Source organism: Bartonella senegalensis OS02 (assembly GCF_000312545.1).
GTDB lineage: Bacteria > Pseudomonadota > Alphaproteobacteria > Rhizobiales > Rhizobiaceae > Bartonella > Bartonella senegalensis.
Genome location: NZ_HE997540.1, coordinates 942,645 through 957,607, shown reverse-complemented (window position 1 = coordinate 957,607; position 14,963 = coordinate 942,645). Strand labels below are relative to the sequence as shown.

Here is a 14,963-nt window from a genome sequence, read left to right as displayed (position 1 = left end):
CAAAGACTACTTTAACGCCATAGAGTATTAATCCACCCGGAAGCCTGCAGACCAAAGCGAAATGCCGCACTATTATCTTCACAATAAGCGAAAAGGTAATCAGTAAGTCTGTTCGAGTGCTGCCCAAAAGGGTAACGCATACCAACACTCAAACACCCTTTGTTCCATCTTGAGAAACAGCAGCAATACGCAAGAGGTTGGTCGCACCAGGTGTGCCAAGGGGAACACCAGCTGTCACAAGAAAGCGATCTCCGCTGCTGCAAAAGCCTTCTTGAAAAGCAATTGCTGCCGCACGATCAACCATATCCTCCAAATCCCGCGCATCCTCAGTGACCACACAATGAAGCCCCCACACCAAAGCCAAACGCCTTGCTGTTTTCACAAGAGGTGATAAAGCAAGAATGGGTCTGTTCGGGCGCTCCCGTGATGTACGCACACCCGTTGTACCTGAAGCAGTATAAGCAACAATGGCTGTCAATTGCAGTGTTTCGGCGATCTGGCGCGCGGCGAGAGAAATCGCATCGGTCCCCGTTGACTCTGGAGCAGGATGCTGTGCCCCAACCTGAGCCGCATAAGTATGATCTTGTTCGATTTGTTGAGCGATTCGATCCATCATCAGCACAGCTTCCTCAGGATAAAGACCAGAGGCAGATTCTGCGGACAACATCACAGCATCAGTTCCCGCATAAACGGCTGTCGCCACATCAGAAACTTCTGCGCGTGTTGGAACAGAGGATGTAATCATAGACTCGAGCATTTGCGTCGCCACCACGACAGGCTTTCCGGCTAAACGACAAGCTTTGATAAGCTCCATCTGAATGGCAGGAACCTTCTCCAAGGGCATTTCCACACCGAGATCTCCGCGTGCAATCATAATACCATCGGCAACATCAATAATCTCTTTTATATGCTCCAAAGCTTGAGGTTTTTCGATTTTAGCCATCAAAGACACTTTGCTTTTGGTCAACGCACGCACCGCTATAATATCTTCCGGACGCTGGATAAAAGAAAGGGCAACCCAATCAACAGGCTGCTCTAAAACTGCCTGAAGATCAGCCTTATCCTTTAGCGTCATTGGCCCCAGAGGCAAAACTGTATCGGGAAGACTAACCCCTTTTCGATCAGAAATACGGTTTCCAGCAACCACACGGCACTCAACAGCATGACCATCACACACCAGTGCACGCAGTTCCAGCTTTCCATCATCAATCAACAATCGATCACCCGGCTTGACAGCAGCCAACACCTCGCCATGTGGAAAAAAAACACGCTGCGCATCACCAAGAATATCACGATCATCCAAGGTAAAGCTTTGCCCAATACGCAAATCCTCTTGCCCCTTAGCAAAAGAGCCAACACGTAATTTTGGTCCTTGCAGGTCGACTAAAATACCGATTGGCCGACGAACAGTTTTTTCGACTTTCCGTATGCGCTTGACCAAATCAATCATCGTGTCACAATCCGTATGGCTCATATTCAGACGAAAAACATCTGCTCCCGCCATAAAAAGCTTCTCAATCATGGAAGTAGAAAAAGAAGAAGGACCAAGGGTAGCAATAATTTTTACTTTACGTGCACGCTTCATGGGGGAGAAACTCCTGAAAGTGAGGGGGACTGTACAACGGAATTGTTGAACAAAGACTCATCGGTCAACTGCACCATCCAACTGGTTTGATTCCCCGTATCAATTTCTTTAAATTCAGCCTTTTGATAACCACGGGGAAAACAATCATGCACGCCTTGAATAGTAAATTGGCTATCTTGCACACACATGGTCACCGAACCTGGCCAGCTGTTTTTTTTCTCTGCTCCCTCTGCATAAAAATAATAGAATCGCGAAGAAAGAGGACCTTCGATCAAGGTTTTACACTCTGTCACAGGGACGACCCACCACCCTTCGCTCACCCAACCTGAAAATGTACGATACCCAAGGGCGACGCCAACGGGCTGTTGTGTCGTATTACAAACTCGGAAATCAGCTTTTGCAAAACCAACAAACGTGGACAAGAGCAAAAGACTCAACAAAAAAATCTCTAACCTTCTCTGCAACACCCCTGTCTGTTTTTCGGCAACCACAAAACCACCTTTATGACGTAAACCACTAAAACAAAACATACATCCCTTTATCTTTTCTGTTTTCAAGAACTTTCCAAATGTATATAGGTATATTTTCACTCTTTTCTGCTTCTTAGTACCCTTTTGTCAATGCATAGATCTTAAACTTTTACAAAATATTTAAAGTCAAATTGTAAAAAAACTGTACAGCTTGATAAACTTCTTGTTCTTCAAGCTTATTCACCCAACTTTATCGTCGAAAAAACAGTTTTAAATATACACCCCGGAGAAAACACAAATGAATACAGTCACCGATGAAACACATGCTATATCCGTAAACCAATTACGTGCTTTTATCGAACGAATCGAACGATTAGAAGAAGAGAAAAAAACCATTTCTGATGATATTAAAGAGGTTTATGCCGAACTGAAAGGCTCTGGTTTTGATAGTAAAGCTGTGCGAAGCATTATACGACTGCGTAAAAAAGAAGAACATGAACGCATGGAAGAAGAAGCTATCATCCAGCTTTATAAAGATGCCCTTGGTATGAGTTAAGGCCATTGATGACAATGAATATTTCCTCACAATGAAGAGAAAAGAGAAGATGCAAAAAATGAATCATGCACATCAATTTCTGCCAGAACTTATGCCAGAAATGAGCAGCATGTTTCGCTTATAATCAAGACAATCAGCACTATGATACACAGTTGGAGAAGCAATTCCTTAAAAGAGCAATAGAGTGATTTATAAGGATAATTCATCGTTTTTTTAACATGAATGACAACCGCCAATCTCATAAGATTCGCTCATCTCACCCCCTCTTATAAGGAATCACTCAAAAGCATTCGCTTGCACAGCAAGGGCGGGGGTGGCGTGTGGATAAAAACTCTGCAAGATAAGGAGTAAAAATGCCCTTTATGAACTCCCCTAACGAGGGCTATTACAACATTTTGAGCGAGCAAAAAGGCAAAAAGAATGATGGTGCTATTTTTCACTTTAAATGTAAGCGTAAAGAGGAGAGTGATGCATAATAGCTTTTCCGCTCTATACTCTAGCACCGTAGTACCAAGAGGCGTGCGATCATTAAGAGATGTCTCTTAAAAACAAGTGCATGAATGTATAACATCTTGAATATGTAACATAATGGCGTTCTGTTTTGCGAAACATTCTATTCTACATGAAGGCATAATGTTTCTTGCTTCGGAGTATTCTTCTCCTTCAATCAGCCTTTAAACAAGCAAGATAAGGAGACAGATGGGCGCATAAAGAACAAATGACTGTACCTTATATTAGAACATGCAATTCTCCCCAAGGGAACCACGACTTCCCATAGAAAAGAAGCAAACCGGCAGCATCATACTCTTGCCAACTCAAAAATACAGACCAAAAAGCAAGAAAGCTCATAAATACCAAACCATGAAAGAATCGACACGACAATGGACTAGCAAAACTCTGAAGAAATGATTGCAGCAACACAAACAAGTTGAGGATATCACAAAAGCGCAGCCACTCATGAGCACAAGAGACAATCATTTAAGATAAGAAAATAAGATTAAGAAAAGACTGAACCACCACATCATAAATTCAGAATAGTGGATCTAATCACCAAGAGAGTGAGCATTGCCCATTTGCGCGCTATAACAATAATTATCCCCTATGATTTGCAAAATATTTTTGTGAACAAACAAATCAGACATATTAAGGAGAATTTATAAAGCATAAAAAACGCATGCATTAAAACATCACATCAAAGCTAAACAAAAAGCTTTGTCTTTTAGAGTAAGCAAGTAAGTTCTTGAGAGAAAAGAAACTTAAAAATAAAATAACGCGTATAAAGGGCGCTCAAGAATAATCAAACACCATCAAAAGAATATCTGATTATTTGTACCCTTTTCTCTCCATTCTACCACACACAAAAAACTAAGTGTTTTTGATGAAATTCCTAGTTAACTTCTTAACTTTTAAGGTTAATTTCACCAAAAAGAAAAAACATTTGAAAAATTGCAGAAGAGAGATGCAAACACATAAATTTCTATCAGGAGAGAGCGATGTCCCTCAAAACGAAACGAACAATTTCCAAATTGATTGATTTAGAAGATGCAGGTGAACTGTCTTGCTATTTCCTACGCAATGCGGACTATCTCCATCCTTGGGAACCGTTAAAGCCTAATGATTACAACACCCTCACAGCTTGGAAAACACGGGCCCATGCCTTTGCTTGTGAAAGTATACGGGGAACAGCATACCGATATGCCGTACGATTTAAAAATGACAACACTATCATCGCGGTGGTGAATTTTACAAATATAATTCGTGGTGCTTTTCAAGCCTGTTACCTTGGTTTTTCTGTTGACGAAAAACATCAAGGCAAAGGCCTCATGTTTGAGATTTTATCTGCTCTCATACCGCATATCTTTAAAATTTATCACCTACATCGCGTGATGGCAAACTATGTGCCAGAGAATATCAGAAGTGGAATTTTGTTGAAACGCCTCGGCTTTGAGAAAGAAGGCTACGCCAGAGACTATTTGATGATTTCTGGTCAATGGAGAGATCATATTCTCACCTCTCGAATTCATGATTCTTATAGTCCAAAAGAGCAAAAGAGAACGTTATAAAGCGTTTTTAGCAGAGAATGTACCCCAAAAAAATCGATCCTCTTAAACCTCACAAATATTAAGGCGTATATCAAGTGCAGTACGAGCTGTTGCAGCTTTTATACGCAAGATATGAAGCAAGAATATCAGGTATCTCTATTTGCGTAATCTCTAAAACGAATCTACCTTCTCATTTGGAAAAACATGAAGTTGTAAAGAGAGAAACCAGTTCCCACCTCTACCATCTCCTTTTAATTTCTGCTTTATGACTCTCAAAAATATTCGAAGCAATATCTTGTAAGTCATGGAGACTATACATTGCCTCATAGTGTTGTTTCTCTCATTCTCTAAGGGAGTCACATCCCTCACGTACAACAAAATGTCACTCTCTCGTGAATGCACGAGCTTATTTTAAACAAACATCTTTTAAAGCGGACGAAGCCCATTTCATAACGGCGTTCATGAAAAATACAGCGAAAAAGCCATTGGACAACACTCTCCTCTTTACACTTATTGAACGTGCAAGCCGGCACCATGATAATCTTTACCAACCCTCAATGTTGCTAAAGCCCGCAGTACTTGAGACGATTCACAAGAGGTATTGTGAGTCTCTTTAACCATTTTTATCCGCACGCCCATCCCGCTTGTAATGTGCAAGCGAATGGTTTTGAGTGAATCAACATAAACAGATTTAGAATGAGTAAATCTTACGGTATGCGGAGCTGTTATTCAACAGACAGTACAATAAATGATTGTTATAAATCAATATCTTACTCAAAAGTGTAAATACCAATGCGTTTCTTTATTGTACGCAAATATTTTGTTCTCCAATGCATCATCTCACAAAGAATTGTAGAAAAAACAGATAGGAAATGGAAGCGCAGCGATTATCCAAATATCAAAATCTTCTTGAGAGAAGTAAATAGGAAAACGTTTTTATGACTTCATAGACTCTATATCTTCGCGCAGCAATTCAAGCTCCAACCATTGTTCCTCTTTCTGCGCACGAAGCTTTTGTTTTTCCTCAAGCTCTTTAGAAAGACACTCGAAACGCTGTTTATCCTTGCAGTAAAGGGCTGGATCAGAGAGTTCTTGTTCAATTTTTTTAATTTCGTCCTGCAAAATAGCAATTTGTTCAGGCAATTTCTCCAGTGCATAAGCCTGCTTATAAGACAGCTTGCGGATTTTTGTTTTCTCCCACTCCACAAAGCCACGATTTGCTGATGAGAGGGGATTTGCATTTTCCCGTGTCTGAGGATTTGAAGGCGCTTTACGCTGTGATACTGCCCCCTCTTTGCGCCCTAACAATGCAGCGTGCTTGTTTTGTGCGATCATATCACTATAACCGCCAGCATACAAAACCCAATGCCCATCGCCTTTGGGTGCTAACATATGGGTCACAGTACGATCCAAAAAGTCCCTATCATGGCTCACCAACAACACTGTCCCAGCAAAATCGGCAATAAATTCCTGCAACAAATCCAGTGTTTCCATATCCAAATCATTGGTTGGTTCATCAAGAATCAAAAAATTAGCCGGACGCGAAAGCAGCTTAGCAAGCATAATGCGGGCTTTTTCTCCACCTGAAAATTCTTTAAGTGGTGTCCGTGCTTGTTCTGGTAAAAACAAAAAGTCTTTCATATAAGACACCACATGGCGCTCCTGCCCATTGATCACAAGAGTCTCTCCCCTCCCTCCCGTAAGATAATGCGCTAATGTTTCCTCTTCATTTAAACTCCGCTGTTGATCAAGAAACGCCATGGAAAGGTTATATCCATGCCTCACCGTTCCACTATCTGCCGCTTCTTGGCCAATCAGAATAGAAAGCAATGTCGTCTTTCCAATACCGTTAGGACCAACCAAACCAATTCGATCACCACGCTGAATACGCAAAGAGAGATCTTTGACAATAACGCGCTCACCATAAGACTTTGAAATACGCTTTGCTTCCAGCACCAATTGACCAGAATCGTGGCTTTTCGCAGCTTTCAACAGCGCACTTCCAGAGGGTCCTTTGTAAGTTTGATGAAGCTGTCGCAATTCTTTTAAAGCACCCAGCCGGCGCACATTCCGTTTACGCCGTGCTGTTACCCCATAGCGCAACCATTGTTCTTCACGAGCAATCTGTCGGCCTAATTTGTGCTGTTCGAAAGCTTCTTCTTCAAGTTCCTTATCACGCCAATTTTCAAACTCCGAAAAACGCTTTTCCAGTCTTTTTGTGCTCCCCCGATCAAGCCATACCGTTGAACGCGTGACATTTTCTAAAAATCGCCGATCATGCGAAATCACCACAAGTGCTGAACGCAAAGAACATAAAGTCCCTTCAAGCCATTCAATGGTTGGTAAATCGAGATGATTGGTTGGTTCATCTAAGAGAAGAATATCGGGTTTTGTAGCAAGAGCCCGTATTAATGATACACGCCGCCTTTCACCACCAGAAAGGTTTGCCAATTTTTCTGTTCCTGAAAAACCAAGATTTGCCAAAAGAGTATTGATCCACTGTGTATCAGGCGCATGATCCAGCCCCGCTTCTACAAAGGCATCAACATCTTCAAATCCTGAACAATCCGGGTTTTGTGAGAGATAACGAAGAGTTACCCGAGGGTGGCGAAAAATTTCCCCCTCGTTTGGCTCGATCATTCCGGCGGCAATTTTTAACAGGGTTGATTTTCCACAACCATTACGCCCTACCAAGGCAATACGGGCACCTTGTTCAACCGCTAAACAAGCTTGGTTGAACAAGGGCGTTTTTCCAAAAGTTAGGAAAATGCGGTCAAGCCGCAGGAGCGGCACCACCATTAACGAACGCGTTGCGGACACGGTGCTTTATACATGACACCTCTTCCATCACGGTAGGTACACAATTGTGGTGTCTGTACTTTTTGAGCACAAGGCGCGTGATAAACCCGGCCTTTACGATTACGATATGTGCACAATGATGGATGATGCATGATAATTTGTCTTTGCTGTTTTTGCTGATTAACAGCAGCACCTGTCACAGACCCTGCAATTGCACCAAATGCTGCACCGGTAAGTGCTGCTCCAGCAGTACTTCCAGCAATTGCTGTTCCAGCCAAAGCACCTATTGCCGCACCTCCCACACCGTAGCGTGCGACACGTTGATCATTTACAGAACACGCCACCGTACTTAAACCAATGGCGGAAACAACAGCCACTTTCAAAATTGATTTTAACATAGAAAAACCTCTCCTAAAAAAGATCAAAACATAAATATATTATTCACGCCGGCACTTCATCACTTATTCCCCCCTCTGCATTATTCGAATATACTGGAAGAGTCTTATGGAATAGGTACAGACGCCAACACTATAGCTTTTCCAGAACATAAATGACAAGAGAAGGTTCCACAAATGCGATTAGAAAGCGTCAAAGAAGACCCAAATGACACATTTTTATCACAAAGAGGCCATTTTGCACCTGAAAGTGTTAATCCTTTTAAATCAGAAAAACCAATGATACTAAACAAAGACCCATCAGGTAAATCGCATGAAAAAGGCTTTGGCAAAAGCGGCCACCCTTCTTCAAGGCCGTTGGTTAATAACACTGAAATACCTTTTTCTTCCATGACCAATGCTTGTGTCATATGAGAAAGGCTATGATCGCTTCTTTCGCCACCAAAAGCACCACATAAAATCAGTTTTTCAGCTCCCTTTTGTAGAGCTCTTTCACATGCCAGTGCACTATCGGTCATATCTTTATCAGAGGGAAAAACCTCACGAGGAACATCTGCATATTTGTGTTTTAAAGCCTGCTGAGAAGAATCGAAATCGCCCACCCACAACTCAGGTACCAGATTGAGAGCTTCTGCATGACGCATTCCACCATCGGCGGCAATCACGCGACTATTGCGAATTTGATTCCGCAAACGATCGGTGATAGAAAGATCTCCATTTAACAATATTGCAAATGTTGTCATGACAGACTATGCCTTTCATAATGCTTTGCTTTTCTATCATCTTTGTATAAAAAGAACCGTGATAGATTTGAAAGCATCCTTTCTAAAACTTTTTCCTAGAGAGTCTCTTCATTTTAAAAATAGACCAAAAAGATACGAATGAATTTTTTCAAAATACCATAAGAAAATTTGAGCAGCTTGTTGGCAACAAATTTTCAAGGAATCTAGATTTTTCAACAAATATTATTTTTTCGTACCCGCATGTATAAAGTACTTCTGATAAGTTTAATGCTTCTCCTTTCTGCGTGTCATACGGCTTTCTCTCCCGACAAGATGCTTTCTTCTTACAATTCTTCTGCAAGAAGAGAGCAGTCCGGCAAGGACAATATTTATGCCACATTAAGTGCAAGACAACACCCCCGTATTTTGCAAATCTATGGAGGCGCCTATTATGATGCAAAACTTCAAGGCCTGTTAGCAAATATTGTGCGTAAGCTCACCGCAGGATTACAAAATTCTTATCAAAGCTATTCACTGACAATTTTAAATACGCACAGTGTCAATGCATTTGCACTGCCTAATGGCTCTATCTACATCACCCGCGGTATGTTGGCATTAGCGAATAATTCTTCAGAAGTTGCAGCAGTTTTAGCCCATGAAATAGCGCATATTACTGCCAATCACGGTATTTTACGCTTACAAAAAGCAGCAGAATTGAAGACGACAAAGCACATCTCAGCCAATCTTCTCTCTTATGATGGAAAAAAAGTTCATAACAGCATTGAAGATAAGCGACAACTCGCACAATTTTCACGCAATCAGGAACTCCAAGCTGATTCGATTGCCTTGGAAATGCTCAAACAAGCAGGCTATGATCCTTTTGCTTTGCCACGCTTTCTCGAATCTATAGAAGCTTATAGCCTTTTTCATCATATTCCAAGCAACCAAGATACTTCCCTAGACTTTCTCATAACACATCCAACCACCCCGCAACGAATTCATCTTGCGAGAGAAAAAGCCGGTAAAATCAGTCCAATGAACACGAGAAACACGAAACGTGATACTTTTCTCAAAAGCATTGATGGCATGATTTTTGGTGGCAGCCTTCACACAGGTTTTGTGCAAAGCGACCAATTTATTCACCCGCGGTTGGGCATCAGTTTTTCTGTTCCACAGAATTTCACTATAGAAAATTCGGGACACACAGTTTGGGCGAGCGGTCCAGATAAAATTGCCATTCGTTTTGATGCCCTACCGCATCCTGCTGCAATGTCTGCGAGTGAATATCTGCAAAGTGGCTGGCTTGCAGGACTAGATCCATCCTCTATCCGCCCACTGATAATCCAAGGTTTACCTGGAGTACAGGCGCGTGCATACAATGCACAATGGCAATTTGATGTGATTGTCATTCTATTCAACAACCACATCTTGCGTTTTCTCACTGCTGCCCCACATGGTTCTCAAAATTTTGCAGAAGTTTCCGAAAAAACAATACAAAGTTTTGCTTTTCTTTCATCATCGCAGCTAAAAAAACTACAACCTTTAAGAATCCGTATTATACGTGTCCAGAAAGGAGAAAATGTTACAAGCCTTGCGAAAAAAATGTACAATATACCGCATAAAGCAAAACTCTTTCGCATTCTTAATGCGCTCTCACCAAACCAAACTTTACAGACAGGAGCCGCTGTTAAAATTATTACGCAGTAAAAAAAATAAAGAGAAACCGTGTTTTTCATCATCTTCTATCCCTTCAGGCATATCGACAACCACTCCCATTGTTTCTCAAAAATAAGTTTTCTCATCGCTGTATTTGTTATGCCCTGTAATTGCATAACCTCTCTCTCAATGCGTTGCCTGAAAAATACCAACAAGCTACTCCCTTGATCAGCATCTGCCCAAGGAAGCTCGCCACCATTTTCTACACTTTTATGCGCTGTTACCCTCATCCCCCCCTGCCGTATGAGGCCTTTTCACACAGATTCAATGGCACTACAAAACCCGCTTGCTTGTGCCCTGTAACGACCCAGCCTCACTCTCAGCACGTTGCCTGAAAAAATACTCATAGCTTACACATCATAAGCATCTGCTGGATTAACCGTAAGCAAAGCAGAGCGCAACTTTTGCAAAGCACGGGCTTCAATTTGGCGCACCCGCTCTTTTGAGATTCCCAATTTTTCACCTAAAACTTCTAGAGTAGCCCCTTCTTCATTTAAACGACGAAAACGAATAATTTCCAATTCCCGTTCATTGAGAATTTGTAACGCATCATAAAGCCATTGTGTGCGCCTTTGACCATCAATCACTTGCTCAATTAAAGCATCCGGCAGAGGGCTATCATCCACAAGAGCATCCATTTTGGCAACGGGATTATCACTGTTTTCAGAAACAGAAACGCTCAAGGAATTATCAGAACTCGAAAAACGGAAATCCATTGTTTCAACATCACGCACGGAAACGCCAAGCTTTTCAGCAATGGTACGAAAGATATCCTGCTTTGAAAGAGCGCTATCATCTTGCACCAATTTCGCCCGCAAACGACGCAAATTAAAGAAAAGTGCTTTTTGTGAAGAGCTCGTTCCCCCCCGAACGATTGACCAATTGCGTAAAATATAATCCTGGATAGAGGCACGAATCCACCATGTAGCATAAGTTGAAAAACGCACCTCGCGATCAGGCTCGAAACGCGCAGCAGCTTCCAACAGCCCCACATAGCCTTCTTGTACCAAATCCCCCAATGGCATTTTGAACCGCTTAAAACGGTTAGCAATCGCAATCACCAAACGCATATGAGCGGCTGCAATTTGATGCATAGCATCATCATCACGTTTGTCTTTCCATCGCAGCGCCAAATCATGCTCTTTTTGCCGTTCAAGATAAGGCGCTTGCATAGCAGAACGCATCATATTGCGTCCCAAACTTTTGTCTGCATCGCTATAATTTTTACTATTTTTGTAAACAGCATTTGAAAGATTACCCATAATAACCCCTTGCGATTAAAAATTATCAAAGTTGATTTGGCAATGACACCATCATTCTTTCTAAAAAAGAACGTAAAAGTTGTTTATTTTAATGTGGACTACTTTAGCGTGTATTTTTATAATCGCAATTGTTTTTTTATTTTTATCGTAAAACTTCTTGTCATGAGACACAGTTTCAGTTCAAAATAACGATATGAATATGTATTTTACCCAAAGAAATACGCAAAAAAGCTTTTTTCTCATATGTTCATAAGAGAACAGCAGCAGAAAAATAAAATAGTCTAACAAAAGAGAGGGTATTTTGTTGGATTTTCGATTGATCTGCCTTTTGAGTAAAAAAATTATTTTACGCTTGCAGCCTTACAATACAACTAATACATATGATGGCGATGTATAAAACATCCAAACTGAATGAAAAATGAATAAAAAAGAAAATATCCAAAATTAAAATAATAAAAAGAAGTATCAAAAAACGACAAGAATGATTGAAGCAAATGGAACAAACATGTTAAAGGAGCAACAGGATTGGAATTGGCGGGAATAATTTTTTTACCAGCGTAGCATTAAGAAAGAAAATGATCATGGATAGTAAGATTGTTCAAGAGAATAATATTCTTCAAGATGATATTCTTATTGAAAAACATGGACGTGGCAAATTTGAAGGTTTTCGTTTTTATGCTAACAAGAAGACTACCGACAATCAAGCACCTGAGACAGAACTTTCAGCAGAGAATGAAAATTTAACTCTTGCTTTTTCGAAACGTGCGGTGCGTTTTTGTACTTCAGCCAATGGAGATTTCACCCTCAGTTCTGATGGCATTGTACGTTGGATTGGCCAACCAGTTTGTCAACTTGCTGCAACAGAAGATTTTTTAAAACCCAAACTAATTATTTTAGCAGATGCGCAATTAACGGGAGAAGCACGAGAAAACGTCATAAAACGCTTGGAACGTTTTGTTACCTTTCATTTTGAAACAGCATTAAAGCCATTGTTTGATTTACGTGATGCTGAAGGTTTGACGGATTCTACAAGCAGTCTTGCTGCACGACTTGTCCACTCTTTAGGAATTATTCCTCGTCGAGAAATAGCCACAATTGTCAAAAATCTTGATCAAGAATCGCGGACAGTTCTCCGACGGTTAGGGGTGCGCTTTGGTGCATTTCATATTTATGTTGCAGGGATGCTTAAACCAGTTCCAGTCCAAGCCATTACGCTGCTGTGGAATCTGCAAAATGAGGGACATGACCAAACTGGTTTGCATGAAATTTTTACCGCCTTATCAGCTGGACGAACCTCCTTAGTTGTTGATTCTCGTTATAACCGGCAATTTTATCAGTTAGCTGGTTATCGTATTTTAGGTCAACGTGCTGTACGGGTTGATATTTTAGAGCGTCTTGCGAATCTCATCCGCCCTGCGCTTCATTGGAAACAAGGAATGGACCCGAAACCGGATGGAGCCTATGATGGCAAAAGTTTTTTTGTCACCTCAACGATGATGTCTATTCTTGGAGCCAATGGAACCGATATGGAAGAAATTCTAAAAGGTCTTGGTTATCAATCGCATGCCGTAAGCAATACTGTTTTTGAGCAAAATCGTCTTCAAAATACAGCCTCTGCTTCTACACGCGCGGCGATACAAGATGTTCCTGCAGCTGAACCTGTTGGCGACCAATGGAAGACAACAGACATCTCGCAGACAACACAGGAAGAAAAGGGCTCTTTGCCTACCTGTGTTGCAACCCAATCCGACAGGGAAGATTGTTTACCAGCAGCTGAACCTGTTGGCGATTTTGCTCAACAAAAACGCGTTGAGACAGAAGAAAAAATCGTTTTACTATGGCGTTATAACCATCATCACACACAAAGGAGCAATGAGAAGTTTGGGCATAAGGGACCAAACAAAAAAAGCAATCCCTTTAAAAAAAGAGCAAATGCCCAGGAAGACAGCCTGGGCAAAACCACCTCACACACTGGACATTCTCACACAGCAAACAAACAGCATAGCAAAGGCAGTCATCATCAATCCTCTCAGAAAGAAAAGCGCTCTAACCCTGATTCACCTTTTGCAAAATTAGCTGCACTGCGTGATCAACTGATAAAAGACAAAAATAAAAATGCGCATCCCCTTTCCTCCAAAGGTCACTAAAATAAAAATGGAGTTTGATTTTGGCCTATGTAGTAACTGACAACTGCATTCATTGCAAATATACGGATTGTGTTGATGTTTGCCCTGTTGACTGTTTTTATGAAGGTGAAAATATGCTGGTCATTCATCCCGATGAATGTATCGATTGTGGTGTGTGTGAGCCAGAATGCCCAGCAGAAGCCATTAAACCGGATACAGAGCCGGGACTAGAAAAATGGTTAGAGCTCAATCTTCATTATGCAAACAAATGGCCTAATTTAACCACCAGAAAAGATCCTCTTCCTCAAGCAAAAGAAATGGATGGCGTTCCAGATAAATTAGAAAAGTATTTTTCAGAAAATCCAGGAAGCGGAGAATAATAAGCATAAGATACACAGCATGCATTTTGAGAAATTGAGAACAATCTCTTGTAAAAATAAAAATTCCTCAGTGAAATGATTGATTCTTTTAATGTTTGATGTTAGTGTTATTTTAACATGATCATCTTTCTAGGTAATTTTCTTATTTTCTCCTTGTAAAGGAAGGTATTTTTGTTTGTTTTAAAAGTACTCGACTTTTATGCTCATTAAATTCGTATAATATACTTAGTTAAAGAACATTCAACGTTCAGGCTTTTAGCCTGTTTTCCGTTACATTTGTTGGTCACTAAAGGGAGTAAACTACAATATGGCATCCCAACATGGAACGTCCTCCAATGCTAAAGGATTTTCAACCTCTGAATATATTGTCTATCCTACCCATGGTGTAGGGCAAATTATAGCGATTGAAGATCAAGAGGTTGCAGGACATAAATTAAAACTTTTTGTCATTCATTTTGCGAAAGATAAGATGGATGTTAAAGTGCCCATTGCGAAAGCCATTTCTGTTGGAATGCGCAAATTATCTGCTGTTGATTCCGTTGAACGTGCATTGAAAACCTTACATGGAAAAGCGCGCGTTAAACGAACCATGTGGTCACGCCGTGCTCAAGAATATGATGCGAAAATTAATTCAGGAGATCTCATTTGTATCGCTGAAGTTGTGCGCGATCTTTTTCGTTCCGATCTACAGCCTGAACAATCTTATTCCGAGCGTCAACTCTATACTGCTGCGCTTGAAAGGATGGCGCGTGAGATTGCTGTTATTAATAGTCTTTCTGAAACAGAGGCTATCAATCTCATAGAAATGCATCTCTCCAAAAAACCAAAGCGTGAATTTAAAACTAAGAGGGATGAGATAAATACAGACAGTGAAGCTGTCTGTGCTGCATAATACATTGTAAAACNCTTT

At 40.9% G+C, this 14,963-nt stretch carries 13 protein-coding genes; 6 read left to right on the top strand and 7 right to left on the bottom strand.

Features of this window, described 5'->3' with window-relative positions; translation table 11 throughout:
- Positions 1-148: 148 nt before the first annotated feature.
- Positions 149-1,585, bottom strand: coding sequence for a pyruvate kinase (gene pyk, locus BN200_RS03775; RefSeq protein ID WP_019221130.1), 1,437 nt, complete (start codon positions 1,583-1,585; stop codon positions 149-151).
- Entirely contained in the window at positions 1,582-2,115 is a 534-nt protein-coding gene (locus tag BN200_RS03770) for a DUF1036 domain-containing protein (RefSeq protein ID WP_019221129.1), read from the bottom strand. Before BN200_RS03770 ends, pyk begins: the two co-directional genes overlap by 4 nt.
- 238 nt (positions 2,116-2,353) lie before the next feature.
- Here BN200_RS03770 and BN200_RS03765 point away from each other — a divergent pair, with 238 nt between their 5' ends.
- Entirely contained in the window at positions 2,354-2,611 is a 258-nt protein-coding gene (locus tag BN200_RS03765) for a DUF2312 domain-containing protein (RefSeq protein WP_011181282.1), read from the top strand.
- 1,493 nt (positions 2,612-4,104) lie between these two features.
- Positions 4,105-4,674: a ribosomal protein S5-alanine N-acetyltransferase gene (rimJ, locus tag BN200_RS03760; RefSeq protein ID WP_019221126.1), complete on the top strand. Its 570-nt coding sequence runs from the start codon at positions 4,105-4,107 to the stop codon at positions 4,672-4,674.
- Between the two features lie 915 nt (positions 4,675-5,589).
- Here rimJ and BN200_RS03755 read toward each other — a convergent pair.
- From BN200_RS03755 to BN200_RS03745, 3 genes are all read right to left on the bottom strand, one after another.
- Positions 5,590-7,452: an ABC-F family ATP-binding cassette domain-containing protein gene (locus BN200_RS03755; RefSeq protein WP_019221125.1), complete on the bottom strand. Its 1,863-nt coding sequence runs from the start codon at positions 7,450-7,452 to the stop codon at positions 5,590-5,592.
- A complete protein-coding gene (locus tag BN200_RS03750) occupies positions 7,452-7,850 on the bottom strand; it encodes a hypothetical protein (RefSeq protein ID WP_019221124.1) in 399 nt (132 codons plus the stop codon). Before BN200_RS03750 ends, BN200_RS03755 begins: the two co-directional genes overlap by 1 nt.
- Positions 7,851-7,954: 104 nt before the next feature.
- Positions 7,955-8,590, bottom strand: coding sequence for a thiamine diphosphokinase (locus BN200_RS03745; RefSeq protein ID WP_019221123.1), 636 nt, complete (start codon positions 8,588-8,590; stop codon positions 7,955-7,957).
- Between the two features lie 207 nt (positions 8,591-8,797).
- Between BN200_RS03745 and BN200_RS03740 the strand changes: the two genes are divergently transcribed.
- On the top strand, positions 8,798-10,276 hold the full coding sequence (locus tag BN200_RS03740; RefSeq protein ID WP_081585535.1) for a M48 family metalloprotease: 1,479 nt from the start codon (positions 8,798-8,800) through the stop codon (positions 10,274-10,276).
- 35 nt (positions 10,277-10,311) lie between these two features.
- Here BN200_RS03740 and BN200_RS03735 read toward each other — a convergent pair whose 3' ends face one another.
- Complete coding sequence (locus tag BN200_RS03735; protein ID WP_019221121.1) at positions 10,312-10,515, bottom strand: BTB/POZ domain-containing protein; 204 nt, start codon at positions 10,513-10,515, stop codon at positions 10,312-10,314.
- A 120-nt stretch (positions 10,516-10,635) separates the two neighbouring features.
- Positions 10,636-11,547, bottom strand: coding sequence for an RNA polymerase factor sigma-32 (locus BN200_RS03730; protein ID WP_019221120.1), 912 nt, complete (start codon positions 11,545-11,547; stop codon positions 10,636-10,638).
- A 581-nt stretch (positions 11,548-12,128) separates the two neighbouring features.
- Here BN200_RS03730 and BN200_RS03725 point away from each other — a divergent pair.
- From BN200_RS03725 to BN200_RS03715, 3 genes are all read left to right on the top strand, one after another.
- Positions 12,129-13,694, top strand: coding sequence for a hypothetical protein (locus tag BN200_RS03725; RefSeq protein ID WP_019221119.1), 1,566 nt, complete (start codon positions 12,129-12,131; stop codon positions 13,692-13,694).
- A gap of 20 nt (positions 13,695-13,714) precedes the next feature.
- The gene (fdxA, locus tag BN200_RS03720; RefSeq protein ID WP_019221118.1) at positions 13,715-14,053 is read left to right on the top strand and encodes a ferredoxin FdxA; all 339 of its coding nucleotides are present in this window, start codon (positions 13,715-13,717) and stop codon (positions 14,051-14,053) included.
- A gap of 307 nt (positions 14,054-14,360) precedes the next feature.
- Positions 14,361-14,945 (top strand): CarD family transcriptional regulator, encoded by a 585-nt coding sequence (locus tag BN200_RS03715; protein WP_019221117.1) that lies wholly within the window; start codon positions 14,361-14,363, stop codon positions 14,943-14,945.
- The last annotated feature ends 18 nt before the right edge of the window (positions 14,946-14,963 follow it).

Excerpts from the sequence above, each read along its gene's own strand:
- pyk (WP_019221130.1), bottom strand. The coding sequence starts at position 1,585 with ATGAAGCGTGCACGTAAAGTAAAAATTATTGCTACCCTTGGTCCTTCT.
- BN200_RS03770 (WP_019221129.1), bottom strand. The coding sequence starts at position 2,115 with ATGTTTTGTTTTAGTGGTTTACGTCATAAAGGTGGTTTTGTGGTTGCC.
- BN200_RS03765 (WP_011181282.1), top strand. The coding sequence starts at position 2,354 with ATGAATACAGTCACCGATGAAACACATGCTATATCCGTAAACCAATTA.
- rimJ (WP_019221126.1), top strand. The coding sequence starts at position 4,105 with ATGTCCCTCAAAACGAAACGAACAATTTCCAAATTGATTGATTTAGAA.
- BN200_RS03755 (WP_019221125.1), bottom strand. The coding sequence starts at position 7,452 with ATGGTGGTGCCGCTCCTGCGGCTTGACCGCATTTTCCTAACTTTTGGA.
- BN200_RS03750 (WP_019221124.1), bottom strand. The coding sequence starts at position 7,850 with ATGTTAAAATCAATTTTGAAAGTGGCTGTTGTTTCCGCCATTGGTTTA.
- BN200_RS03745 (WP_019221123.1), bottom strand. The coding sequence starts at position 8,590 with ATGACAACATTTGCAATATTGTTAAATGGAGATCTTTCTATCACCGAT.
- BN200_RS03735 (WP_019221121.1), bottom strand. The coding sequence starts at position 10,515 with ATGAGGGTAACAGCGCATAAAAGTGTAGAAAATGGTGGCGAGCTTCCT.
- BN200_RS03730 (WP_019221120.1), bottom strand. The coding sequence starts at position 11,547 with ATGGGTAATCTTTCAAATGCTGTTTACAAAAATAGTAAAAATTATAGC.
- BN200_RS03725 (WP_019221119.1), top strand. The coding sequence starts at position 12,129 with ATGGATAGTAAGATTGTTCAAGAGAATAATATTCTTCAAGATGATATT.
- BN200_RS03715 (WP_019221117.1), top strand. The coding sequence starts at position 14,361 with ATGGCATCCCAACATGGAACGTCCTCCAATGCTAAAGGATTTTCAACC.